Annotated in this window: 21 protein-coding genes; 7 read left to right on the top strand and 14 right to left on the bottom strand. The window is 60.6% G+C overall.

Features of this window, described 5'->3' with window-relative positions; genetic code table 11:
• Positions 1–74: 74 nt before the first annotated feature.
• The 5 genes from rng to mreB all read right to left on the bottom strand — a co-directional run bounded on the left by rng (position 75) and on the right by mreB (position 5,014).
• Complete coding sequence (gene rng / locus EJA72_RS28700) at positions 75–1,532, bottom strand: ribonuclease G (RefSeq protein WP_157715231.1); 1,458 nt, start codon at positions 1,530–1,532, stop codon at positions 75–77.
• A 57-nt stretch (positions 1,533–1,589) separates the two neighbouring features.
• Entirely contained in the window at positions 1,590–2,186 is a 597-nt protein-coding gene (locus EJA72_RS28695; protein WP_157715230.1) for a nucleoside triphosphate pyrophosphatase, read from the bottom strand.
• A gap of 43 nt (positions 2,187–2,229) precedes the next feature.
• The gene (gene mreD / locus EJA72_RS28690) at positions 2,230–2,721 is read right to left on the bottom strand and encodes a rod shape-determining protein MreD (protein WP_157715229.1); all 492 of its coding nucleotides are present in this window, start codon (positions 2,719–2,721) and stop codon (positions 2,230–2,232) included.
• Positions 2,721–3,836 (bottom strand): rod shape-determining protein MreC, encoded by a 1,116-nt coding sequence (gene mreC, locus EJA72_RS28685; protein WP_178129629.1) that lies wholly within the window; start codon positions 3,834–3,836, stop codon positions 2,721–2,723. The genes mreD and mreC overlap by 1 nt, the downstream gene beginning before the upstream one ends.
• Before the next feature lie 140 nt (positions 3,837–3,976).
• Entirely contained in the window at positions 3,977–5,014 is a 1,038-nt protein-coding gene (gene mreB / locus EJA72_RS28680) for a rod shape-determining protein MreB (RefSeq protein ID WP_002555108.1), read from the bottom strand.
• Between the two features lie 211 nt (positions 5,015–5,225).
• Here mreB and gatC point away from each other — a divergent pair, with 211 nt between their 5' ends.
• From gatC to EJA72_RS28650, 6 genes are all read left to right on the top strand, one after another.
• On the top strand, positions 5,226–5,513 hold the full coding sequence (gene gatC / locus EJA72_RS28675; protein ID WP_007901429.1) for an Asp-tRNA(Asn)/Glu-tRNA(Gln) amidotransferase subunit GatC: 288 nt from the start codon (positions 5,226–5,228) through the stop codon (positions 5,511–5,513).
• Positions 5,514–5,529: 16 nt separating this feature from the next.
• Positions 5,530–6,981 carry an Asp-tRNA(Asn)/Glu-tRNA(Gln) amidotransferase subunit GatA gene (gene gatA / locus EJA72_RS28670; protein WP_157715227.1) on the top strand — a complete coding sequence of 484 codons (1,452 nt, stop codon included), beginning with the start codon at positions 5,530–5,532 and terminating at the stop codon, positions 6,979–6,981.
• A gap of 10 nt (positions 6,982–6,991) precedes the next feature.
• A complete protein-coding gene (gatB, locus tag EJA72_RS28665; RefSeq protein ID WP_157715226.1) occupies positions 6,992–8,437 on the top strand; it encodes an Asp-tRNA(Asn)/Glu-tRNA(Gln) amidotransferase subunit GatB in 1,446 nt (481 codons plus the stop codon).
• Between the two features lie 148 nt (positions 8,438–8,585).
• A complete protein-coding gene (locus tag EJA72_RS28660) occupies positions 8,586–8,960 on the top strand; it encodes a septal ring lytic transglycosylase RlpA family protein (protein WP_157715225.1) in 375 nt (124 codons plus the stop codon).
• A 50-nt stretch (positions 8,961–9,010) separates the two neighbouring features.
• Complete coding sequence (locus EJA72_RS28655; protein WP_178129627.1) at positions 9,011–10,072, top strand: calcium/sodium antiporter; 1,062 nt, start codon at positions 9,011–9,013, stop codon at positions 10,070–10,072.
• The gene (locus EJA72_RS28650) at positions 10,069–10,449 is read left to right on the top strand and encodes a carboxymuconolactone decarboxylase family protein (protein ID WP_157715224.1); all 381 of its coding nucleotides are present in this window, start codon (positions 10,069–10,071) and stop codon (positions 10,447–10,449) included. Before EJA72_RS28655 ends, EJA72_RS28650 begins: the two co-directional genes overlap by 4 nt.
• A 171-nt stretch (positions 10,450–10,620) precedes the next feature.
• Here EJA72_RS28650 and EJA72_RS28645 read toward each other — a convergent pair whose 3' ends face one another.
• From EJA72_RS28645 to EJA72_RS28605, 9 genes are all read right to left on the bottom strand, one after another.
• Positions 10,621–11,562 (bottom strand): AEC family transporter, encoded by a 942-nt coding sequence (locus EJA72_RS28645; RefSeq protein ID WP_157715223.1) that lies wholly within the window; start codon positions 11,560–11,562, stop codon positions 10,621–10,623.
• Between the two features lie 196 nt (positions 11,563–11,758).
• The gene (gene garD, locus EJA72_RS28640) at positions 11,759–13,312 is read right to left on the bottom strand and encodes a galactarate dehydratase (RefSeq protein WP_157715222.1); all 1,554 of its coding nucleotides are present in this window, start codon (positions 13,310–13,312) and stop codon (positions 11,759–11,761) included.
• Between the two features lie 11 nt (positions 13,313–13,323).
• Positions 13,324–14,787, bottom strand: coding sequence for an MFS transporter (locus EJA72_RS28635; protein ID WP_178129628.1), 1,464 nt, complete (start codon positions 14,785–14,787; stop codon positions 13,324–13,326).
• A gap of 75 nt (positions 14,788–14,862) precedes the next feature.
• Positions 14,863–16,308: an aldehyde dehydrogenase family protein gene (locus EJA72_RS28630; protein ID WP_178129626.1), complete on the bottom strand. Its 1,446-nt coding sequence runs from the start codon at positions 16,306–16,308 to the stop codon at positions 14,863–14,865.
• Positions 16,309–16,369: 61 nt separating this feature from the next.
• Positions 16,370–17,281, bottom strand: coding sequence for a 5-dehydro-4-deoxyglucarate dehydratase (gene kdgD, locus EJA72_RS28625; protein WP_084318086.1), 912 nt, complete (start codon positions 17,279–17,281; stop codon positions 16,370–16,372).
• 376 nt (positions 17,282–17,657) lie between these two features.
• Positions 17,658–18,407, bottom strand: a complete 750-nt coding sequence (locus tag EJA72_RS28620; RefSeq protein WP_178129625.1) for a FadR/GntR family transcriptional regulator — start codon at positions 18,405–18,407, stop codon at positions 17,658–17,660.
• A gap of 191 nt (positions 18,408–18,598) precedes the next feature.
• Complete coding sequence (locus tag EJA72_RS28615; protein ID WP_157715220.1) at positions 18,599–20,326, bottom strand: ABC transporter ATP-binding protein/permease; 1,728 nt, start codon at positions 20,324–20,326, stop codon at positions 18,599–18,601.
• A gap of 97 nt (positions 20,327–20,423) precedes the next feature.
• A complete protein-coding gene (locus EJA72_RS28610; RefSeq protein WP_008148925.1) occupies positions 20,424–20,990 on the bottom strand; it encodes a response regulator transcription factor in 567 nt (188 codons plus the stop codon).
• Positions 20,983–22,245, bottom strand: a complete 1,263-nt coding sequence (locus EJA72_RS28605) for an ATP-binding protein (RefSeq protein WP_157715219.1) — start codon at positions 22,243–22,245, stop codon at positions 20,983–20,985. The genes EJA72_RS28610 and EJA72_RS28605 overlap by 8 nt, the downstream gene beginning before the upstream one ends.
• Before the next feature lie 358 nt (positions 22,246–22,603).
• Here EJA72_RS28605 and EJA72_RS28600 point away from each other — a divergent pair, with 358 nt between their 5' ends.
• Positions 22,604–23,320, top strand: a complete 717-nt coding sequence (locus EJA72_RS28600) for an SIMPL domain-containing protein (RefSeq protein WP_157715218.1) — start codon at positions 22,604–22,606, stop codon at positions 23,318–23,320.
• Positions 23,321–23,706 lie beyond the last annotated feature (386 nt).

Genomic DNA, 23,706 nt, shown 5'->3' with positions numbered 1-23,706 from the left:
TCACTTGGCTCCCATGGCAAAAATGTTGCAAAAAGCTGAAGCCAGCCGTGCTAGTCGTTTTGAAACACCGCGATTCAGAGCAGCACCACGTCGTATTGTTCCTGGGAATACATGGTTTCCACCTGGAATCGAATGGTGCGTCCGATAAAACCTTCAAGCTCGGCGACATTACCCGACTCTTCATCGAGCAAACGGTCGACAACTTTCTGGTTCGCCAATACACGATAGCCTTCCGCTTGGTAGGCGCGAGCTTCGCGGAGGATTTCGCGGAAAATCTCGTAGCAAACCGTTTCCGGCGTTTTCAGCTTGCCGCGGCCCTGACAGCTGCTGCAGGGCTCGCACAGCACTTGTTCCAGGCTTTCGCGGGTGCGCTTGCGGGTCATTTGCACCAGGCCCAGCTCGGTGATGCCGATGATGTTGGTCTTGGCGTGATCGCGCTCCAGCTGCTTCTCCAGCGTGCGCAATACCTGACGCTGGTGCTCTTCGTCTTCCATGTCGATGAAGTCGATGATGATGATCCCGCCGAGGTTACGCAGGCGCAGCTGGCGAGCGATGGCGGTTGCAGCTTCGAGGTTGGTCTTGAAGATGGTTTCTTCGAGATTGCGATGACCGACGAACGCCCCGGTATTGACGTCGATGGTGCTCATCGCTTCCGCTGGATCGACCACCAGATAGCCACCCGACTTTAGCGGGACTTTGCGCTCAAGGGCTTTCTGGATTTCGTCTTCGACGCCGTAGAGGTCAAAAATCGGACGTTCGCCCGGATAATGTTCAAGCCGATCGGCAATTTCCGGCATCAATTCGGCGACGAACTGTGTGGTCTTCTGAAAGGTTTCCCGGGAGTCGATCCGGATCTTCTCGATCTTCGGGCTCACCAGGTCACGCAAGGTACGCAGGGCCAGGCCGAGGTCTTCGTAGATGACGCTTGGCGCGCTGATGGTCAGGATCTGGGCGTTGATCTGGTCCCACAGACGGCGCAGGTAGCGGATGTCCATGAGGATTTCATCGGCCCCGGCACCTTCGGCGGCGGTCCGCAGGATAAAGCCGCCGGCTTCCTTGATGCCCTCTTTGGCCACGCAGTCGGTGACCACTTGCTTGAGGCGTTCACGTTCGGCTTCGTCTTCGATCTTCAGCGAAATGCCGACATGGGCGGTGCGCGGCATGTACACCAGATAACGCGACGGGATCGACAACTGCGTCGTCAAACGTGCGCCCTTGGAACCGATCGGGTCCTTGGTGACTTGCACCACCAGGCTTTGGCCTTCGTGAACCAGCGCGCTGATGCTCTCTACCGCCGGGCCCTCGCGCAGGGAAATTTCCGAGGCATGAATGAAGGCGGCGCGGTCCAGGCCGATGTCGACGAATGCCGCCTGCATGCCTGGCAAAACCCGCACGACTTTGCCTTTGTAGATGTTGCCGACGATCCCGCGCTTTTGCGTGCGCTCGACATGGACCTCTTGCAGCACACCGTTTTCGACCACCGCCACGCGCGATTCCATCGGCGTGATGTTGATCAGAATCTCTTCACTCATGGCAGGATCTCGTTCAGGCATGTTCACGAAAATGGCCGCATCTGGTTAGTACGGCGCTTAGCGCGCGTTAAGGGTTTGCCAACAGGGTATGCCGAAATGGCCGAGCAGCTCAGCGGTTTCGCACAGCGGCAGTCCAACGACCGCCGAATAACTGCCATTGAGCGCGGCAACAAACACCGCGCCCAATCCTTGAATACCATAGCCGCCGGCCTTGTCCCGCGGTTCGCCGCTGGCCCAGTAGGCAGACGCTTCATCATGACCGATGTCGCGAAAACGCACCCGACTGCGCACCACCACAGACTCGCAGCGCTCACCGTCCAGCACGGCGATCGCGGTCAGCACCTCGTGCTCACACCCGGACAACCTCATCAACATGGCGCGCGCGTCGGCTTCGTCCACCGGTTTGCCGAGAATTTCCCCGTTCAGCACCACCGCGGTGTCGGCGCCCAACACGCAAAATTCGGCGTCGGACACGACCGCGCCACGCCCGGCTTCAGCCTTGCCGCGCGCCAGGCGCTCGACATAGGACGAAGGGGATTCTTGGGGGAGAGGGGTTTCATCGATGTCCGCGCTGATGGCGGAGAACGGCACGCCGATCTGCGTGAGCAGTTCACGCCGACGCGGCGAGCCAGAGGCGAGGTAAAGCGGCTTCATCAAGACATCTCCCTGTCGAGGTGCGGGCTAATGCCTGACCGAATTAATTGATTTTGTAACGTCGACGCAAACCACGCAAACCGTAACTGATCCAGGGCCAGAGCAACGCACTGACCAGCGCCGGCAACACCAGCGCCAATGTTGGCTGACGATTGCCGGTCAACGCGCTGAGCCATAGTTGCACCAGCTGCGCGAGGCCGAAGATCACCAGAATCACCAGGCTTTGTTGCCACATCGGGAACATGCGCAGGCGCTGCTGCAGCGAGAGCACCAGGAAGGTGATGAGTGTCAGGATCAACGCGTTCTGGCCCAGCAATGTGCCGTAGAGCACGTCTTCAGCCAGACCCAGGCACCATGCGGTCACCATGCCGACTTTCTGCGGCATGGCCAGCGCCCAGAACGCCAGCAGCAAGGCCAGCCAGAGCGGACGCAGGATTTCCATGAATTGCGGCAGCGGCGAAACGCTGAGCAGCAGGCCGATAGCGAAGGTCAGCCAGACCATCCAGCCGTTTCGGGATGAAGTAGCCCCAGGCATTATTCTCGTCCCCCAGTGGTAGCCGGCGCGGAGACAGGCGGTTTGGCAGCAGGCTTGGCCGGTGCCGGAGGCTTGGACGCCGCCGGTTTTGCCGCGCCAGGATGGGTGGCAACGGGTTTGGCCGGGGTGGCGACAGCGGGTGCAGCAGGTGCCGCCGCTGGGGCTGCAGGCGCCGGTGAGGCAGCCGGAACGATGGCCGGTTTCGGTACGGTCGCCGGAATGATCGGCCCGCCGCCGTGCTGGTCCAGTGCTTCCTGGGCCTGGGCGGCTTCGTTGGCACGCTCTTCGGCGGTGCGACCATCGCTGAACACTAGCAGCAGGTAACGGCTGCGATTCAGCGCGGCGGTCGGCACGGCGCGGACAATGGCAAACGGCTGGCCGGAATCATGAATCACTTCCTTCACCGTTGCCACCGGGTAACCCGCCGGGAAACGCTGACCCAGGCCGGAGCTGACCAACAGATCGCCTTCCTTGATATCGGCGGTGTCGGCGACGTGACGCAATTCGAGGCGTTCCGGGTTGCCGGTACCGCTGGCAATCGCCCGCAGACCGTTACGGTTCACCTGCACCGGAATGCTGTGGGTGGTGTCGGTCAGCAGCAGCACGCGGGAGGTGTACGGCATCAACTCAACCACTTGCCCCATCAGGCCGCGCGCATCGAGCACCGGCTGACCGAGGATCACACCGTCGCGCTCACCTTTATTGATGATGATGCGATGGGTGAAGGGGTTCGGGTCCATGCCGATCAACTCGGCGACTTCAACCTTCTCGTTGACCAGCGCGGAGGAATTGAGCAACTCGCGCAGCCGAACGTTCTGCTCGGTGAGGGCGGCAAGCTTTTGCATGCGACCCTGCAACAGCAGGTTTTCAGTCTTGAGTTTTTCGTTTTCCGCGACGAGTTCGGTCCGGCTGCCAAATTGGCTGGCCACACCTTGCCATAGCCGCTGCGGCAGGTCGGTGATCCAGTAAGACTGCATCAGCACCAGCGACATCTGGCTACGCACTGGCTTGAGCAGTGTGAAGCGGGCATCGACCACCATCAGCGCGACCGATAGCACGACCAACACCAATACGCGTACGCCGAGTGAGGGGCCTTTGGTGAAAAGCGGTTTAATAAGCCGCTCCTCCCAGGCAAATGTTTTGTTTGTTCATACGACAGACCGGCCTGGATGCAGACTGACAGAAGATAAACGCCAACAGGCAGCACTGCAAAGTGCCGCCTGCGCGCTCAACAGCATAGAAGCGATCCGGCGACTTACTCGCTGGAAAGCAGATCCATGGTGTGTTTATCCATCATTTCCAATGCACGGCCACCGCCGCGAGCAACGCAGGTCAGCGGGTCTTCGGCAACGATCACCGGCAGACCGGTTTCCTGGGCCAGCAACTTGTCGAGGTCACGCAGCAAGGCGCCGCCACCGGTCAGGACCAGGCCACGCTCGGCGATGTCGGAAGCCAGTTCCGGAGGCGATTGCTCCAGTGCGCTTTTAACAGCCTGAACGATAGTGGCCAGGGACTCTTGCAGAGCTTCCAGCACTTCATTGGAGTTCAGGGTGAATGCGCGTGGAACGCCTTCGGCCAGGTTACGGCCACGAACGTCGACTTCGCGAACTTCGCCGCCCGGGTAGGCAGTACCGATTTCCTGCTTGATGCGCTCGGCGGTGGATTCGCCGATCAGGCTGCCGTAGTTGCGACGCACGTAGGTGATGATCGCTTCGTCGAAGCGGTCGCCGCCAACCCGTACGGATTCGGCGTAAACCACACCGTTCAGGGAGATCAGTGCGATTTCAGTGGTACCGCCACCGATATCGACAACCATCGAACCGCGCGCTTCTTCAACCGGCAGGCCGGCACCGATCGCAGCGGCCATAGGCTCTTCGATCAGGAACACTTCGCGAGCACCGGCGCCGAGGGCCGATTCACGGATGGCACGACGTTCAACCTGGGTGGACTTGCATGGAACGCAGATCAACACACGAGGGCTAGGCTGCAGGAAGCTGTTTTCGTGAACCTTGTTGATAAAGTACTGCAGCATCTTTTCGCAGACGCTGAAGTCGGCGATCACGCCGTCTTTCATCGGACGAATGGCAGCGATGTTGCCCGGCGTTCGGCCGAGCATGCGCTTGGCTTCGGTGCCGACAGCAACGACACTTTTCTGGTTACCGTGTGTCCGAATAGCCACAACGGAGGGCTCATTCAGGACGATACCGCGCTCGCGCACGTAAATAAGGGTGTTGGCAGTGCCCAGGTCAATGGAGAGATCGCTGGAAAACATGCCACGCAGTTTCTTGAACATGGGAAAGGGACCCTAGGCAACGCGTGGGTAAAAAAGTGCGGCAAACTCTAACAACGACAGGGATTTTGGGCAAGGCGCCAATATGTTAAATTGGCCGCTTTTCTGTGCACCAACCCCCACAATCGCGGCCTTATGACCGTAGAAATGCGGTAGTGTTCCGACAATCTAACACACGGACGCCGTCCGTTCTGTTTTCCACTGGAGAATCGCAATGGCGCTTGAACGCTCCGACGTGGAAAAAATCGCTCATTTGGCCTGCCTTGGCCTCAATGATGCCGATCTTCCACACATCACCTCGGCCCTGAACAGCATTCTCGGGCTGGTCGACGAAATGCAGGCAGTCAATACCGACGGTATCGAGCCGCTGGCCCACCCTCTGGAAGCCAGCCAGCGCCTGCGTGCAGACGTCGTGACCGAGACCAATCATCGCGAGGCCTATCAGTCCATCGCACCAGCGGTCGAAAACGGCCTGTACCTGGTTCCGAAAGTCATCGACTAAAGGGAAAGAGCCTGCAATGCATCAATTGACTCTGGCCGAGATCGCCCGCGGACTCGCCGATAAAAAGTTTTCTTCCGAAGAGCTGACCAAAGTCCTGCTGGCGCGCATCGCCCAGCTCGATCCACAGCTCAACAGCTTCATCAGCCTCACCGAAGACCTGGCGCTCCAGCAGGCGAAAGCCGCTGACGCACGCCGGGCCAAGGGTGAGAACGGTGCCCTGCTCGGCGCGCCGATCGCTCACAAAGACCTGTTCTGCACCCAGGGCATTCGCACCAGCTGCGGCTCGAAGATGCTCGACAACTTTAAAGCACCGTACGACGCCACCGTCGTCGCCAAACTGGCAGCCGCCGGCGCGGTGACCCTGGGCAAGACCAACATGGACGAATTCGCCATGGGGTCGGCCAACGAGTCGAGCTACTACGGCGCCGTGAAAAACCCGTGGAACCTGGAACACGTTCCGGGCGGTTCGTCCGGCGGTTCGGCCGCGGCCGTTGCCGCTCGTCTGCTGCCTGCGGCCACCGGTACCGACACCGGCGGTTCCATTCGTCAGCCCGCCGCGCTGACCAACCTTACCGGCCTGAAACCGACATACGGTCGTGTTTCGCGCTGGGGCATGATCGCCTATGCCTCCAGCCTCGACCAAGGCGGCCCGTTGGCCCGCACCGCCGAAGACTGCGCGATCCTGCTGCAAGGCATGGCCGGTTTCGACCCGCAAGACTCCACTAGCATCGACGAGCCGGTGCCTGATTACAGCGCCAGCCTCAACGGTTCGCTGCAGGGCCTGCGCATTGGCGTGCCGAAGGAATACTTCAGCGCCGGTCTTGACTCGCGTATCGCCGAGCTGATCCACAACAGCGTCAAGGCGCTGGAAAAGCTCGGCGCCGTGGTCAAGGAAATCAGCCTGCCGAACATGCAGCACGCGATCCCTGCGTACTACGTGATCGCCCCGGCAGAAGCCTCGTCGAACCTGTCGCGTTTCGACGGCGTGCGTTTCGGCTATCGCTGCGAAGACCCGAAAAACCTGATCGACCTGTACAAGCGTTCCCGTGGCGAAGGTTTCGGCCCGGAAGTGCAGCGCCGGATCATGGTCGGCGCCTACGCGTTGTCCGCCGGCTACTACGACGCCTATTACCTGAAGGCGCAGAAAATCCGTCGCCTGATCAAGAACGACTTCATGGCCGCCTTCAATGAGGTCGACATCATCCTCGGCCCGACCACGCCGAACCCGGCCTGGAAGCTCGGCGCCAAGAACAGCGACCCGGTCGCTGCGTACCTGGAAGACGTCTACACCATCACCGCCAACCTCGCCGGTCTGCCGGGCTTGTCCATGCCTGCCGGTTTTGTCGATGGCCTGCCGGTCGGCGTGCAACTGCTTGCCCCGTATTTCCAGGAAGGTCGCCTGTTGAACGTTGCCCACCAGTATCAGCAAAACACTGACTGGCACACCCGCACCCCAACCGGCTTCTGAGGAGAAACACATGCAATGGGAAGTCGTGATCGGGCTGGAGATTCACACCCAGCTCACCACCCGGTCGAAAATTTTCTCCGGTAGTTCCACCACCTTCGGTTCCGAGCCGAACACCCAGGCCAGCCTGGTCGACCTGGGCATGCCCGGCGTCTTGCCGGTGCTGAACCAGGAAGCGGTGCGCATGGCGGTGATGTTCGGTCTGGCAATCGATGCCGAGATCGGCCAGCACAACGTGTTCGCCCGTAAAAACTATTTCTACCCGGACCTGCCGAAGGGCTACCAGATCAGCCAGATGGAATTGCCGATCGTCGGCAAGGGCCACCTGGACATCGCGCTGGAGGACGGCACGGTCAAACGCGTCGGCATCACCCGCGCGCACCTGGAAGAAGACGCCGGTAAAAGCCTGCACGAAGAGTTCAACGGTGCCACCGGCATCGACCTGAACCGTGCCGGCACGCCGCTGCTGGAAATCGTCTCCGAGCCGGACATGCGCAGCGCCAAGGAAGCCGTGGCTTACGTCAAGGCGGTCCACGCACTGGTGCGTTACCTGGGCATCTGCGACGGCAACATGGCCGAAGGCTCGCTGCGTTGCGACTGCAACGTGTCGATCCGTCCGAAGGGCCAGGTTGAATTCGGCACGCGTTGCGAGATCAAGAACGTCAATTCGTTCCGTTTCATCGAGAAGGCGATCAACACCGAAGTGCAACGTCAGATCGAGCTGATCGAAGACGGCGGCAAGGTGATCCAGCAGACGCGTCTGTACGATCCGAACAAGGACGAAACCCGTCCGATGCGCAGCAAAGAGGAAGCCAACGACTACCGTTACTTCCCCGATCCGGACCTGCTGCCCGTGGTCATCGAGAACTCGTTCCTCGACGACGTGCGCGCCACCCTGCCGGAATTGCCACCGCAAAAACGCGAGCGCTTCCAGGCCCAGTTCGGCCTGTCGGTCTACGACGCCAGCGTCCTGGCCACCAGCCGCGAGCAAGCCGATTACTTCGAGCAAGTCGTCAGCATCAGCGGCGACGCGAAACTGGCGGCCAACTGGGTGATGGTGGAACTGGGCAGTCTGTTGAACAAACAGGGCCTGGACATCGACCAGTCGCCGGTCTCGGCCGAGCAACTGGGCGGCATGCTGCTGCGGATCAAGGACAACACCATCTCGGGCAAGATCGCCAAAGTGGTGTTTGAAGCCATGGCCAACGGCGAAGGCAGCGCGGACGAGATCATCGACAAGCGCGGCTTGAAGCAAGTGACCGACACCGGCGCGATTTCCGCCGTGCTGGACGAAATGCTGGCGGCCAACGCCGAACAGGTCGAACAATACCGCGCGGCAGACGAAGCCAAACGCGGCAAGATGTTCGGCTTCTTCGTCGGCCAGGCCATGAAAGCCTCCAAAGGCAAGGCCAACCCGCAACAGGTCAACGAACTGCTGAAAAGCAAGCTCGAAGGCTGATCAGAATGGGGCCAGCCTTCTACTCTGGCTCCACTCCCTGTGGGAGCCAGCCTGCTGGCGATAGCAGTCTGACATTCAACATTTCCGTGTCTGTCACTCCGCGATCGCCAGCAGGCTGGCTCCCACACTTGTTTTCGGGAAACCTTGAATGAAGCGTCTACTCGGCCTTTGCGCCCTGCTCTCTCTGTTGGCCGGTTGCGCCAGCAACGATAGGGTCGATCCACACGGTTACGACCAGACCGGCGTGGCGTCCTATTACGGCGCCAAACACCAAGGCAAACGCACCGCCAGCGGCGAGCGTTTCGACAAGAATGCCCTGACTGCCGCCCACCGCCAGTTGCCCTTCGGCACGCGGGTGAAGGTCACCAATTTGAAAAACGACAAGTCCTGTGTCGTCCGCATCAATGATCGCGGGCCGCATACCCGTGGGCGCCTGATCGATGTTTCACACGAAGCCGCCGAACGACTGGGTATGCTCGGCAGCGGCACCGCGCGGGTTCGCGTGCAAGCCCTCGACAACTGACCGCCGGAGCACCGACCATTTTCGGACTTGCCGACATCCCCCTGCTCAGCGTGCTTGAACTGCTCAGCGGCCTGCTGTTACTGATCGCAGGCGCCGAGTTGATGGTCCGGGCCGCCGTGCGCCTGGCCGCGCGGTTGCACGTCAGGCCGCTGATCATCGGCCTGACCATCGTCGCCCTCGGCAGCAGCGCGCCGCAGATGGCGGTCAGCCTGCAAGCGACCCTGGCCGAAAACGCCGACATCGCCGTCGGCAGCGTGATCGGCAGCAGCATCTTCAACATCCTCGTCACCCTCGGGCTCTCGGCGCTGATCATTCCGCTACGGGTTTCGCGGCAATTGGTGCGCCTGGATATTCCGCTGATGATCGGCGCCAGCCTGCTGGTGTTTGTGCTCGCATGGAATGAAGAATTCACGCGCGTGGACGGCATGATTCTGCTGGCCGCGCTGGTGTTCTACCTGGGCTTGCTGCTGCGCCAGTCGCAGCATTCTGCCCGGCCGCCATCGAGCCATCACGAAGGCCCCGAGGCCCCGTGGTTCAGCAGCCTGATGATGATCGTCGCCGGCCTCGCGATGCTGGTGTACGCCGCGCATTTGCTGCTGGGCGCCGCCGTGTCGGTTGCCACTGACCTGGGGCTGTCGGAACGGATAATCGGCCTGACCATCGTGGCCGTCAGTACTTCGCTTCCGGAACTGGCCACTTCGTTGATCGCGGCGTTGCGCGGTCAGCGCGACATCGCTGTGGGTAACGTGATCGGCAGCAACCTGTTCAACCTTTTGGGCGTGCTCGGCCTGACCGCGCTGATCGCACCGTCGCCGCTGTCGGTATCCCCCAACGCGCTCGATTTCGATTTGCCGGTGATGCTCGGCGTCGCGACGCTGTGTTTGCCAGTGTTCTATTCCGGCTACCGAGTGACACGCGCCGAAGGCCTGCTGTTTTTGGGCTTGTACCTGGCGTACGGCCTGCACGTGGTGTCGTTCACCACCGGCATGCCCCTGGCCGGCAAGCTCGAACACCTGATGCTGTTTTTCGTCCTGCCGGCGCTGGTGGCGTTTTTGCTGTTCACGTCGCTGCGCGCCTGGCGTCGCCAACACCACAAGAAGGAATTGCCATGACCGACAACAAAAAAACCGGCGTTGAAGTCCGCCGCCAAGTGATGGGCGACGCCTTCGTCGACCGCGCGCTGGGCAATGCCACCGAGTTCACCCAGCCGTTGCAGGACTTCGTCAATGAACACGCCTGGGGCGGCGTGTGGAACCGCGAGGGCCTGCCGCTGAAGACCCGCAGCCTGATCACCCTCGCCGCGTTGACCGCGCTGAAGTGCCCACAGGAATTAAAAGGCCATGTGCGCGGAGCGCTGAACAACGGCTGCACCGTGGAAGAGATTCGCGAAGCGTTGCTGCATTGCGCGGTGTACGCCGGTGTGCCGGCCGCGATCGATGCGTTTCGGGCGGCGCAGGAAGTGATTGATACCTATCAGAAGCCCAAGTAATCAGCCGGATTTTTTAGCGTCTGTAACATTGCTATCGCGAGCAGGCTCGCTCCCACAGGGGGTCTGTTGTGTTGCACAAATTGCATCAACACTGAAGATTCCTGTGGGAGTAAGCCGGCTCCGGGCGGCGTTCCGACGATGAGGCTCTTAGGAACACTAAAAATCCCGAAGCTAGATCCACCCACCCCATTGCAACAAAAAGATCCCGATGTTGGTGGTGACCGCCGCCATCAACGTGGTGATCACGATGATCGCTGCCGCCAGTTCATGATTACCATTGGCCTGTCGGGCCATGACAAAACTGGCCGCGGCGGTCGGGCTGCCGAAGTACAGAAACAGAATCCCCAGCTCCGCCCCACGAAAGCCCCACAACCACGCGCCCAGCGTTGCCAGCACCGGCAAGCCGATCATCTTCACCAAACTGGAGCTCAGCGCCATGCTCCCGCTTTTGCGCATCGCCGCCAGCGACAGCGTGCCGCCGATGCAGATCAGCGCCAACGGCAACGTGGTTTGCGCCAGGTACTGGCCGGACATTTCCAGCCAGCCCGGCAAGCCGATCTTGAAGTAGGCAAACGGCGCGGCGGCAAACACGCTGATGATCAGCGGGTTGATCATCACGCTTTTGAAAATGCTCCACGGATCAGACTTGATCACCGGGCTGTACACCGCCAGCACAATAGTCGAGAGCGTGTTGTAGAACAGGATCACCAACGCCGCGAGAATCGCCCCGAGGGAAATCCCGTAGGCGCCGTACATGCTCGCCGCCAGCGCGAGGCCGATCACCCCGTTGTTGCCGCGAAACGCACCCTGGGTGTAGATCCCGCGGTCTTCACGCGGGCATTTCCAGATCGCCCAGCCCCACGCGATGGCGAAGCACACCAGCGTCGCAATCGAGAAGTAGATCAGCAACGCCGGCTGCAGCGCGGCGTGCAGGTCGGCATGCAGGATGCCCAGGAACAACAACGCCGGCATGGTGACGTTGAACACAAGGGCCGACGCGGTGTGGATGAAATTGTCGTTGATCCAGTCGATGCGCTTGAGCAGCACGCCCAGAAACAGCATGGCAAACACCGGCGCGGTGATGTTCAGGGTTTCGAGGAAGATTGCCAGCATGCCGGAGAGGACCTTGAGGTGGGCGTCGTTAGGGCGCTAATGATAATCCACGGAGGACATCGGCGTCTGGTACACCACCCTCACAAACAGACGACGAATACCTGTGGCGAGGGAGCTTGCTCCCGCTGGGTCGCGAAGCGGCCCCAAAATGGGACTGCTGCGCAGTCCAGCGGGAGCAAGCTCCCTCGCCACAACATCAGGTGATCGGCGCCGGGTTGAACAGGGTGATGTCGTTATGCAGCTTGTGCTGCTCCGCCCACGTCTGCTTCTTGCCGCTGGCCACATCCAGGTAGTAGTGGAACAACTCCCAGCCGAGGTCTTCAATCGACGCCCGCCCGGTCGCAATGCGCCCGGCGTCGATGTCGATCAAATCCGGCCAGCGCTGCGCCAGTTCGGTCCGGGTCGACACCTTCACCACCGGCGCCATGGCCAAGCCATAAGGCGTACCGCGACCGGTGGTGAACACGTGCAGGTTCATCCCCGCCGCCAACTGCAACGTCCCGCAGACAAAGTCACTGGCCGGGGTCGCGCAGAAGATCAGGCCCTTGCGCTTGAAGCGCTCGCCCGGGCCCAGCACCCCGTTGATCGCGCTGCTGCCGGACTTGACGATCGACCCGAGGGACTTCTCGACAATGTTCGACAACCCGCCCTTCTTGTTGCCCGGCGTGGTGTTGGCGCTGCGATCCGCTTCACCCTTGGCCAGGTAACGGTCGTACCAATCCATTTCCCGTACCAGCTCCTGAGCGACTTCTTCAGTCTCTGCGCGAGAGGTCAGCAGGTAAATCGCGTCGCGCACTTCGGTGACTTCGGAAAACATCACCGTCGCGCCGGCCCGTAACAGCAGGTCCGATGCATAACCCAGTGCCGGGTTGGCGGTGATGCCGGAGAAGGCATCGCTGCCGCCGCACTGCATGCCGAGGATCAGCTCGGACGCCGGCACGGTTTCCCGGCGACGTTGGTCGAGCTTCTTCAAACGAGTCTCGGCCAGCGCCATGATCTGTTCGATCATCTCGGTGAAACCGTGACTCGAATCCTGCAAGCGGTACAACCATGGATCGCTGAGATCGACCGAGCTGTCGTTCTCGTGCATCACCTGCCCTGCCTGCAATTTCTCGCAGCCCAGGCTGATCACCAAGGCTTCGCCACCCAGGTTCGGGTTGCGTGCGAGGTTGCGCACGGTGCGGATCGGGATGTACGCGTCGGCGGCGGTAATCGCCACACCACAGCCGTAACTGTGGGTCAGCGCCACCACGTCATCGACGTGCGGGTACTTGGGCAGCAACTCGTCCTTGATGCGCTTGACCGCGTGATCGAGCACGCCAGTGACGCACTGCACCGTGGTGGTAATCCCCAGAATGTTGCGCGTGCCGACGGTGCCGTCGGCGTTGCGATAACCCTCGAACGTAAAGCCTTCCAGCGGTGCCTGCGCCGCCGGCACTTCGGTGGACAGCGGCAGGCTGTCCAGCGGTGGCGCGGTGGGCATGCGCAGTTGATCTTCCTTGACCCAGCTGCCGCGCGGAATCGGCTGCAGCGCGTAGCCAATGGTCTGGCCGTAACGGATCACCTGGCCACCTTCGGGAATGTCTTCCAGGGTGACCTTGTGGCTCTGTGGCACGAAGTCCACGGTCACCAGCCCATCGGGAAATTCGGTGCCCGCAGGCACGCCCTGGTCATTGACCACGATCACTACGTTGTCCCGCTCGTGCAGGCGGATGTAGCGCGGCGAGTCGGAATGTTCAATCAACTGCATGACGCCGCTCCTCAGGAATGCGCTTGTGACAATTTGTTGTTTGTTTCAGGACCGCTGATTGGCGGTTCTTTCAGGACCACACGTTTGATCGGACCGACGATCACCAGGTAGCTGAACACTGCGACCAGTGCGTTGCAACCGACAAACACCAGGGCCCATTTGAACGAGCCGGTGGAGCTGATGATGTAGCCGATGACGATCGGAGTGGTGATCGACGCGATGTTGCCGAACATGTTGAACAGGCCGCCACTTAAACCGGCAATCTGCTTCGGCGACGTGTCCGAAACAACCGCCCAGCCCAGTGCGCCGACGCCTTTACCGAAGAACGCCAGAGCCATGAAGCCGACGACCATCCATTCGATGTCCACGTAGTTGCACGCCACGATGCTGCTGGACACCAGCAGACCGGCAATGATCGGCGCCTTGCGGGCGAAGGTCAGGGAATGGCCCTTGCGCAGCAGGTAGTCGGAAATCACGCCACCGAGCACGCCACCGATAAAGCCGCAGATGGCCGGCAACGAGGCAATGAAACCGGCCTTGAGGATGGTCATGCCGCGCTCTTGCACCAGGTACACCGGGAACCAGGTCAGGAAGAAGTAGGTAATGGCGTTGATGCAGTATTGGCTCAAGTAGACGCCGAGCATCATGCGGTTGGTCAGCAGTTGACGCACGTAGTCCCATTTCGGGCCTTCGGCAGCCTTGTCCGCGGCTTTGCCTTTGTCCTGATCCATGTCGACCATGCCGCCATTTTCAGCGATGTGCTTGAACTCAGCCTCGTTGATCATCGGGTGCTGGCGCGGGCTGTGGATAACTTTCAGCCAGATCAGCGAGAACACCACGCCGACGCCGCCCATGACGACGAACACATGCTGCCAGCCGAAGGTGTAGACGATCCAGCCCATCAGCGGTGCGAACAGCACGGTGGCGAAGTATTGCGCCGAGTTGAAAATCGCAGACGCGGTACCGCGTTCCGCTGTCGGGAACCAGGCCGCCACGATGCGTGCGTTGCCGGGGAAGGATGGCGCCTCGGCCAAGCCCACCAGGAAGCGCAGCATGAACAGCGCTACGATGGCGGTGGACATGCCGAATTCACCGACATAGCCCTGCAGCACGGTGAACAGTGACCAGGTGAAGATGCTCAGTGCGTAGACTTTTTTCGAGCCGAAACGGTCCAGCAGCCAGCCGCCGGGAATTTGCCCGGCCACGTAGGCCCAACCGAATGCAGAGAAAATGTAGCCGAGGGTAACCGCGTCAATGCCGAGGTCTTTTTGCAGGCTGGAGCCCGCGATGGCGATAGTGGCACGGTCGGCGTAGTTGATCGTGGTCACCAGGAAAAGCATGAGCAGAATCAAATAGCGGACGTGGGTCGGCTTGGTCGCTTGCATGTAGATGTACTCCCACTGATTATTTTTATGCGGGGTGAATCTTTGATTTTCCCTGTAGGAGCGAGCTTGCTCGCGATGGAGGTCAACGATGACGCGGCGTATCAGGCTGAACACCGCGTCCTCAAGACCATCGCGAGCAAGCTCGCTCCTACAGGGGTAGAGCGTTTACGAACCGATGTAAGAGGTCTTCACCACGGTGTAGAACTCTTGCGCATAGCGACCTTGCTCGCGGGATCCATAGGATGAACCTTTACGCCCACCGAATGGAACGTGGTAATCCACGCCCGCCGTCGGCAGGTTGACCATCACCATCCCGGCCTGGGAGTGACGCTTGAAGTGGTTGGCGTACTTCAACGACGTGGTGGCGATGCCCGCCGACAGACCGAACTCGGTGTCGTTGGCCATGGCCAGCGCGGCCTCGTAATCGGCAACGCGAACGACGTTGGCCACCGGGCCAAAGATCTCTTCGCGGCTGATGCGCATCGCGGCTTCGCTGTCGGCAAACAGCGTTGGCGCGAGGAAGTAACCTTCGGTGTCGCACGTCACCAGACCACCGCCACTGACCAGACGAGCACCTTCGGACTGGCCGATGTCGATGTACTTCATGTCTTGTTCAAGCTGAGCCTGGGAAACCACTGGACCGATGTCGGTGCCGGCTTTCAGCGCGTGGCCGACCTTGATCGACTTCATGCGCTCGGCCACGGCGGCAACGAACTGGTCGTGGATGCCGGCGGTGACGATGAAGCGGCTCGACGCGGTGCAGCGCTGGCCAGTGGAGTAGAACGCGCTCTGTACCGACAGCTCGACCGCTTGTTTCAGGTCGGCGTCGTCGAGGATGATCTGCGGGTTCTTGCCACCCATTTCCAGCTGAACTTTGGCTTGACGCGAAACGCAGCTGACGGCGATCTGACGACCCACGCCCACCGAACCGGTGAAGCTGATGCCGTCGACTTTCGGGCTCTGGACCATTGCATCGCCAACCACACGACCGCTGCCCATCACCAGGTTGAACACACCGGCCGGGAAACCGGCGCGGGAGATGATTTCAGCCAGCGCCCAAGCGCAACCCGGAACCAGATCGGCCGGTTTCAGGACGACGCAGTTGCCGTAGGCCAGGGCCGGTGCGATTTTCCACGCCGGGATGGCGATCGGGAAGTTCCACGGCGTGATCAGGCCAACCACGCCCAAGGCTTCGCGGGTGACTTCAACGTTCACACCCGGGCGCACGGACGGCAGGTAGTCGCCGGACAGACGCAGGGTTTCACCGGCGAAAAACTTGAAGATGTTACCGGCGCGAGTCACTTCACCGATGGCTTCCGGCAAAGTCTTGCCTTCTTCACGGGCCAGCAAGGTGCCGAGCTCTTCGCGGCGGGCGAGGATTTCAGTGCCGACTTTGTCCAAAGAATCGTGACGAGCCTGAATACCCGAAGTCGACCAGGCCGGGAACGCTGCGCGCGCGGCGTCGATGGCGGCATGGACTTGAGCCAGATCGGCTTTGGCGTATTCACCGATGGTATCGGTCAGCTCGGACGGGTTGATGTTGGCGCAATATTCGCTGCCCGCAACCCATTCACCATTAATGTAGTTATCAAAACGCTTTGCATTTGCCACTGGAAAGTCTCCTCACGCAAAAGGCCGCTGATCACTCAGCGGCCTTATTTAATCGGGTGTGTTACTGAGCACCTTGCTTGTCGATCAGCGCGGCGAGCATTTCGTACTCTTCGCCCGTCAGATCGGTCAGCGGCGCACGCACAGGACCTGCGTCATAGCCGGCAATTTTTGCCCCGGCCTTGACGATGCTCACCGCGTAACCGGCTTTGCGGTTACGGATGTCCAGGTACGGCAGGAAGAAGTCGTCGATGATCTTGCCGACGGTGGCGTGATCTTCGCGGGCGATGGCGTGGTAGAAATCCATCGCGGTTTTCGGGATGAAGTTGAACACCGCCGAGGAGTAAACCGGAACGCCCAGGGCCTTGTAGGCCGCGGCGTAGACTTCAGCGGTCGGCAAACCACCCAGGTAGCTGAAGCGATCGCCGAGGCGGCGACGGATCGACACCATCAACTCGATATCGCCCAGGCCATCCTTGTAGCCGATCAGGTTCGGGCAGCGCTCGGCCAGGCGTTCCAGCAAAGGCGCGGTCAGGCGGCAAACGTTACGGTTGTAAACCACTACGCCGATTTTGACCGATTTGCACACGGCTTCAACGTGGGCGGCAACGCCGTCCTGGCTGGCTTCAGTCAGGTAGTGCGGCAGCAGCAACAGGCCTTTGGCGCCCAGACGCTCGGCTTCCTGTGCGTATTCGATGGCTTGACGGGTCGAACCGCCAACACCGGCGAGGATCGGCACGCTGGTTTCGCAGGTGTCGACGGCGGTCTTGATGATTTCCGAATATTCGCTGGCCGCCAGAGAGAAGAACTCACCGGTGCCGCCCGCGGCGAACAGAGCCGAGGCGCCGTATGGGGCCAGCCATTCGAGACGCTTGATGTAACCAGCGCGATTGAAGTCGCCCTGGGCATTGAAATCGGTAACCGGGAAAGACAGCAGACCGGAAGAGAGGATGGACTTCAGTTCTTGTGGATTCATTATTCGAACACCCTGGGTAGCAACGTTTGTGTGAGAAATGCATTCAGCGCTTGGCCGAGTTGTAGGTCATCGTACAACTTAAATAATAACCGTCAACTGCATTTCATCGCTGGGGTGCAAATTTCATTTAGGGAGGCAGTTGGAACGGCGGGGTTTGGGCAGGCAAATGCCGGTTTAGAGCCTGAATTGCCAGTGATCGGTTGTCGGAAGAGTGAAGTTGTATTTAATTATTGCGAGATGGCGGGAGGCCCTATCGAGAGCAAGCTCGCTCCCACAAGGGATCGCAGCACCACGGATTTTGTGTGCAACGGCGTGTGGGAGCGAGCCTGCTCGCGATGGCGATAGATCAGACAACAAAGAGCTTAAGCGGAAAACCTCAGCCCCGCTGCGCCTCGGCCTCTTCATGCGCATGACGCAACCGCTCGCGGCTGTTGGTCAGGTGCAAGCGCATCGCTGCCCGCGCCGCATCGGAATCCTGGCGCGCAATCGCGTCGTAGATTTCTTCGTGCTCACGGCTCAGGCGACCCATGTAGTGCTGCTGATCGTCATGGGCCAGGCGCGCAGAGTTGAGGCGGGTGCGCGGAATGATGCTGGTGCCCAGGTGGGTCATGATGTCGGTGAAATAGCGGTTGCCGGTCGACAGAGCGATTTGCAGGTGAAACTGGAAGTCCGACGCCACCGCATCGCTGGCATGAGCCGCGCTTTCGTTCAGCGCGTCCAGTGCCGCGCGCATCAACGCCAACTGCTCGGGGCTGCGGCGTTGCGCGGCAAGGCCGGCGGATTCCACTTCGAGGCTGATCCGCAGTTCCAGGATCGCCAGCACATCGCGCAGGGTCACCACGGTCGCCGGGTCGATGCGGAAACCGCTCGGGCTTGGGGTGTCGAGCACGAACGTGCCGATGCCGTGGCGGGTTTCCACCTGCCCCGCCGCCTGCAAACGGGAGATCGCTTCGCGCACCACGGTGCGGCTGACGCCATGGGCATCCATGATCGCCGACTCGGTGGGCAATTTGTCGCCACGTTTGAGGTGGCCATCGCGGATTTGCTCGGACAGCACCGTCACCAGTTCCTGAGCGAGGCTGCGGCGCTTGCGAGGGAGGCGAGGTGCGTCGATCGGGTTTTCCATGGTGAACGTCTGTCTCGAAAAATTCGGCTGAAACCGCATCATATCTCATGCGGGTTGTACGATCACCCTGCCCCCCCTGTAGGAGCGAGCTTGCTCGCGATGGTCGTCAACGATGACGCGGGGCATCAGGCTGAGCTTCGCGACCTCGAGACCTTCGCGAGCAAGCTTGCTCCTACAAGGGGGCGCGGTGATCAGGCGGTTACGGTCTGGTCCACCAAATGCCCATTGTCGATACGCACATGCCTAGGATGGAAGCGCTTGAGGCTGCTGCGGTGCCCAACGCTGACAATGCTCAGCCCCGGCAATTCATCGATCAAGGCCTGGTACAGCGACGCTTCGTCTTCTTCATCCATCGCCGAAGTCGCTTCATCCATGTACAGCCATTGCGGCGCATACAGCAGCGCGCGAGCGAAGGCCAGACGTTGCTGCTCACCCGGCGACAACATCCGCTGCCAGTGATTGGCTTCGTCCAGACGCCCGACCAGATGCGGCAAACGGCAGGTTTCCAGTACGTGCACATATCGCTCGGTCTGGTAGGTATCGCCAGCCTGTGGATAACTCAGTACTTCGCGCAGGGTTCCGATCGGCAAATAAGGTTTTTGCGGCAGGAACAGGTAACGCCCCACTGGAAGACGAATGCTGCCGTGCCCCGTCGGCCACAGGTGTCCCATCGCCCGCAACAGGGTCGACTTGCCGCTGCCGGAACGGCCGCTGAGCATGACCCGCTCGCCCTCTTCCACCGTCATGTCGGCATTGGTCAGCAGGTGACGACCGTCAGCAAGGTCAAGGCCCAGGTTATGCACTTTCAATGCACTCCCCTGATTCTGCACGTCGATGGCCGGCGCGCGGTCTTCGTTGTCGGTCATCGCCTGGCGGAAACTCAGCAGACGATCACAGGTAGCGCGCCAGGCAGCGAGGCTCTGGTACGCACTGATAAACCAGCTGAAACTTTCCTGCACATTGCCGAACGCCGAGCTGATTTGCATCAGTTCGCCGAGTTCGATCTTGCCGGACAAGTAACGCGGCGACGCGACGATGAACGGAAAGATGATGGCCGCCTGGCTGTAACCGGCGGTGAAGAAGGTCAGGCGCTTGGACACCTTCATGATGTCCCAGAAGTTATGCCAGACCATCCCGAAGCGACTGCTCAAGCGACGATGTTCGTTCGGTTCGCCGTTGTACAGCGCAATACTTTCGGCATTCTCGCGAATCCGCACCATGGAGAAACGCAGGTCGGCTTCAAAGCGTTGTTGTTGGTTGTTCAGGCCGATCAAGCGGCGACCGATCAAATGCGTCAGCCAACTGCCCACCACCGCATAAATCAGTACGCACCAGAACATGTAGCCGGGAATGGTGACGCCCCCGACTTCAATGCTGCCCGACACACCCCACAGAATGATCGAGAACGACACCAGGCTGACAATGTTGCGAAGCAAACCAATGCCAAGCTCCAACGTGTTCGAAGTGAAGTTGTTGAGGTCTTCGGAAATCCGTTGGTCCGGGTTGTCGGTGTAGCCCCCCGCCTCAAGCCGGTAGTAATTCTTGTCGGCGAGCCAACGGGAAAAATACTTCTCGGTGAGCCATGCCCGCCAGCGGATGGTCAGCATCTGGGTCAGGTAGAGCCGGTACACCGCACCGACAATCGCCACTGCCGCAATCGCGCAGAAATACAGAATCAACTGCCAGAATGCCGCCTCGTCTTTCTTTTGCAGGGCGTTGTAGAAGTCCTTGTACCAGGTGTTGAACCACACCGAGATACCCACGCTGACCAGCGACAGCGCAATCACCGCGATCAGCAGCGTCCAGGCCTTGCCCTTCTCCTCGCTGCGCCAGTAGGGCGCGGTCATCGCCCAGACTTTGCGAAAAAACTGCCCGGACACCGCATCGTTGACCGCGGAATATTCAGCGTTCTGATTCATGGATAAGGCTCGATAAAGAAAAGAAAGCGCACGAACCGATCATAGATGATCGGTTCGGTTTGTCGCGAGGCACGGCCGGCATTCGTTCAGCGCAGGTTCAGCGACGAACGGGACGCTTCTGCAGTTTGCGCTGCAGCGTGCGACGGTGCATGCCCAAGGCGCGGGCCGTGGCGGAGATATTGCCTTCGTGCTCGGTCAGCACCCGCTGGATGTGTTCCCACTGCAAGCGGTCGACCGACATCGGGTTTTCCGGCACCAGGGTGTCGAGGTCGGCGTGTTCGGAGAGCAACGCAGCCAGCACATCATCGGCGTCTGCCGGTTTGCACAGGTAATTGCAGGCGCCGCGCTTGATCGCTTCGACGGCGGTGGCAATGCTCGAATAGCCGGTGAGGATCACCACGCGCATTTCCGGGTCCAGCTCCAACAGCTTGGGCAGCAGCACCAGGCCGGAGTCGCCGTCCATTTTCAGGTCGAGCGCGGCGTAATCCGGCAGGTCGGCCTGGGCGATGGTCAGGCCTTCTTCGGCGGAGCCAGCGGTGCTGACGCGAAAACCACGGCGGGCCATGGCGCGAGCCATTACGCGGGTAAAAGTTGCGTCGTCGTCTACCAACAGCAAATGCGGCAGTTCTTCGCCTTCGCCTTCGACTTGGATTTCGTCACTCATGTTCGTCTCCTCGGGCGACACGGGGCAGGCGCAGCTCGGTGAGCGTACCGCCTTCCTCATGACTGTAGAGTTTCACTGAGCCGCCAGCGCGTGTCACGCTGGCCTTGCTCAAAAACAGGCCCAGGCCGAAACCTTTGCCCTTGGTGGTAAAAAACGGTTTGCCGATCTGTTCGGCAATGGCCAGCGGCACGCCGGCGCCGTGGTCGCGGATGCTGATGGTCAAATCCTCGGCATTCCAGTCCAGCGTCACTTGCAGCCCCTCGGGGCACGCGTCCGCGGCGTTGTTGAGCAAATTCAGCAGCGCCTGGGTCAGGTCCGGCGGCGGGGCCATGCGCGGCACGGCGCCCTGGCCCAGACGCTGGAAGCGGTAACTGGCCTCCGGGCGCATCAGGTGCCAACGGTTCAGCGCTTCATCGAGCCAATCGGTGACGTCCTGCATTTCCACCGCGAGACGACGGTTGGCCTCCGCCGCCCGAACAAGCTGCTGCAAGGTCTCTTTGCAAAGTTTTACCTGGTCTTGCAGCACGCTCAGATCGTCCTGCAACAGCGGGTCGTGATGGTCCTGACGCATTTCCTTGAGCAATACGCTCATGGTTGCCAGCGGCGTCCCCAGTTCATGGGCGGCGCCCGCGGCCTGAGTGGCGACGGCCAGCAATTGCTGATCGCGCAGGCCTTCTTCACGACGGATGGCGCGCAGCTCTTCCTGACGGCGCAGCTCTTCGGCCATGCGTGCGGCAAAAAAAGTGATCACCGCGGCGGCCAGGGCGAAACTCAGCCACATCCCATACACCTGCAGGTTTTCCCGAGCGATCGGGAAGGTTTGCAGCGGGTAGAAGCGCGCCAGCAGCAAGGTGTACATCGTCAACGCGATGCCCGACAGAATCACCGAATAGCGCCACGGCAGCGTCACGGCGGCGATGGTCAGCGGCACCAGGTAATAAGAGACGAAGGGGTTGGTCGAACCACCGGAGAAGTACAGCAAGGCACTGTGGATAAACAGATCGCAGGCCAGTTGCACGGCGTATTCGAGTTCGGTGACCGGCCATGTAGTGCGCAGGCGGATGGCCGTGAATGCGCACAGCAACATCGAGCAACCGAGGGTCGCGGCCAGTTGAAACCAGGGCAGTGGCAGCAATTCGAGCCAGTAGGCCAGGCCTACAGAACCAGCCTGGGCGGCCAATACCAATGTGCGGATGAACGTCAGCCGCCAGAGGTTCTGGCGAGTCGCGGAAGTGATTTGAACGGGGGCGAGCATGAGCTCTCCTGATGAGCGCTCCAGGCGGATCGGATGGAGTATAACCAAGCCACGCCGTCACAGGCGAAAGTGCGGCAAACGACCACATGGCGGCGAGACGGATAAATGGAGCGTGAAACTGTGGCGAGGGAGCTTGCTCCCGCTCGGCTGCGCAGCAGTCGTATAACTGATCTCACGATTCTGCAGCCTGGGTTGGGCCTGCTTCGCAGTCCAGCGGGAGCAAGCTCCCTCGCCACAGGGTCACGTGCGATCTATCTGTATAGAAGTTGTAACTGTGCGAACCGGATCATTGAAGCTAGAGTCTGATGGTTTCACGCAGGCTCGGACCTAACCCCTGCGCATCGTCCAAGGAGTTTTCATGCACACTTTCCGCCGCAGCGCCGCCCTTCTCGCCCTCAGCGTTGGCACGGTCGCCAGCCTCCCGGCCCTGGCCGCTGACGAACTGCATTACAACCAGATTTCCCTGCGCGCCGAAGTCAGTCAGGAAGTCGCCCGCGACCTGATGATCGTGACCCTCTACACCGAAGAACAAAACACCGACCCGGCCAAACTCGCCGCCGACGTCAGCACCACCATGAACAAGGCGCTGGCCCAGGCCAAACAGGTCAAAGACATCACCCTGCGCCAGGGCAGCCGCAACAGCTACCCGATCTACGACACCAAGGGCCAGAAAATCACCGGCTGGCGTGAACGCGCCGAACTGCGCCTGGAAAGCTCCGACTTCGCAGCCCTGTCCAAGCTGACCGGCGAACTGCTGACCGACCTGAAAATGGGCGGCATGGACTTCGCCATCGCCACACCTACCCGCAAGGCCAGCGAAGACGCGCTGCTCAAAGACGCCGTGACCGCCTTCAAGGCCCGCGCGCAACTGGCGACCGATGCGCTGGGCGGCAAGGGCTACAAAATCGTCAACCTGAACCTCAACAGCAACGGTTATCCACAACCGTACATGCGCGGGCCGATGATGATGAAAGCGGCGAGCATGGATGCCGCGCCAGTGACGCCTGAAGTCGAGGCGGGCACCAGCCAGGTCAGCATGACCGCGGATGGGGCGATTGAAGTTTTGATGCCTTGATCCGGTAACCCGGACACCAGAACGGCGATCATTGAAGTGATCGCCGTTTTTTATTGCACCCTTTAATGACAGCCAATTCTCGTAGTGTTTGAGCAACCGCTATCGCGAGCAGGCTCACTCCCACATTGAACGGGGTACATCTGCCAGACATTGGTCGGCTGGCAGGCCGCCTTCGTCTGCAACGCGATCAACTGTAGGAGCTAGCTTGCTTGCGATGGTCGTGAACGATGACGCGGGATGTCTGAATTAACGCGTTGTCTGGACGTTTTTCGCGAGCAAGCTCGCTCCTACAGAAGAGCGAAGAGCAAAGCAGATTGAGCACACAACCGCTTTTAACCACTCAACAAGCCGAGCGGTAGCTCGCTTGCCGCTTTTGATTTTGATCT

This window comes from Pseudomonas sp. PB120 (assembly GCF_009761815.1).
Taxonomy (GTDB): Bacteria; Pseudomonadota; Gammaproteobacteria; order Pseudomonadales; family Pseudomonadaceae; genus Aquipseudomonas.
This window is presented reverse-complemented; position numbering and strand designations above follow the sequence as displayed.

Coding starts and splice junctions, on each gene's coding strand:
- rng (WP_157715231.1), bottom strand. CDS start 1,532: ATGAGTGAAGAGATTCTGATCAACATCACGCCGATGGAATCGCGCGTG.
- EJA72_RS28695 (WP_157715230.1), bottom strand. CDS start 2,186: ATGAAGCCGCTTTACCTCGCCTCTGGCTCGCCGCGTCGGCGTGAACTG.
- mreD (WP_157715229.1), bottom strand. CDS start 2,721: ATGCCTGGGGCTACTTCATCCCGAAACGGCTGGATGGTCTGGCTGACC.
- mreB (WP_002555108.1), bottom strand. CDS start 5,014: ATGTTCAAGAAACTGCGTGGCATGTTTTCCAGCGATCTCTCCATTGAC.
- gatC (WP_007901429.1), top strand. CDS start 5,226: ATGGCGCTTGAACGCTCCGACGTGGAAAAAATCGCTCATTTGGCCTGC.
- gatA (WP_157715227.1), top strand. CDS start 5,530: ATGCATCAATTGACTCTGGCCGAGATCGCCCGCGGACTCGCCGATAAA.
- gatB (WP_157715226.1), top strand. CDS start 6,992: ATGCAATGGGAAGTCGTGATCGGGCTGGAGATTCACACCCAGCTCACC.
- EJA72_RS28660 (WP_157715225.1), top strand. CDS start 8,586: ATGAAGCGTCTACTCGGCCTTTGCGCCCTGCTCTCTCTGTTGGCCGGT.
- EJA72_RS28650 (WP_157715224.1), top strand. CDS start 10,069: ATGACCGACAACAAAAAAACCGGCGTTGAAGTCCGCCGCCAAGTGATG.
- EJA72_RS28645 (WP_157715223.1), bottom strand. CDS start 11,562: ATGCTGGCAATCTTCCTCGAAACCCTGAACATCACCGCGCCGGTGTTT.
- garD (WP_157715222.1), bottom strand. CDS start 13,312: ATGCAGTTGATTGAACATTCCGACTCGCCGCGCTACATCCGCCTGCAC.
- kdgD (WP_084318086.1), bottom strand. CDS start 17,281: ATGAATCCACAAGAACTGAAGTCCATCCTCTCTTCCGGTCTGCTGTCT.
- EJA72_RS28620 (WP_178129625.1), bottom strand. CDS start 18,407: ATGGAAAACCCGATCGACGCACCTCGCCTCCCTCGCAAGCGCCGCAGC.
- EJA72_RS28615 (WP_157715220.1), bottom strand. CDS start 20,326: ATGAATCAGAACGCTGAATATTCCGCGGTCAACGATGCGGTGTCCGGG.
- EJA72_RS28610 (WP_008148925.1), bottom strand. CDS start 20,990: ATGAGTGACGAAATCCAAGTCGAAGGCGAAGGCGAAGAACTGCCGCAT.
- EJA72_RS28605 (WP_157715219.1), bottom strand. CDS start 22,245: ATGCTCGCCCCCGTTCAAATCACTTCCGCGACTCGCCAGAACCTCTGG.
- EJA72_RS28600 (WP_157715218.1), top strand. CDS start 22,604: ATGCACACTTTCCGCCGCAGCGCCGCCCTTCTCGCCCTCAGCGTTGGC.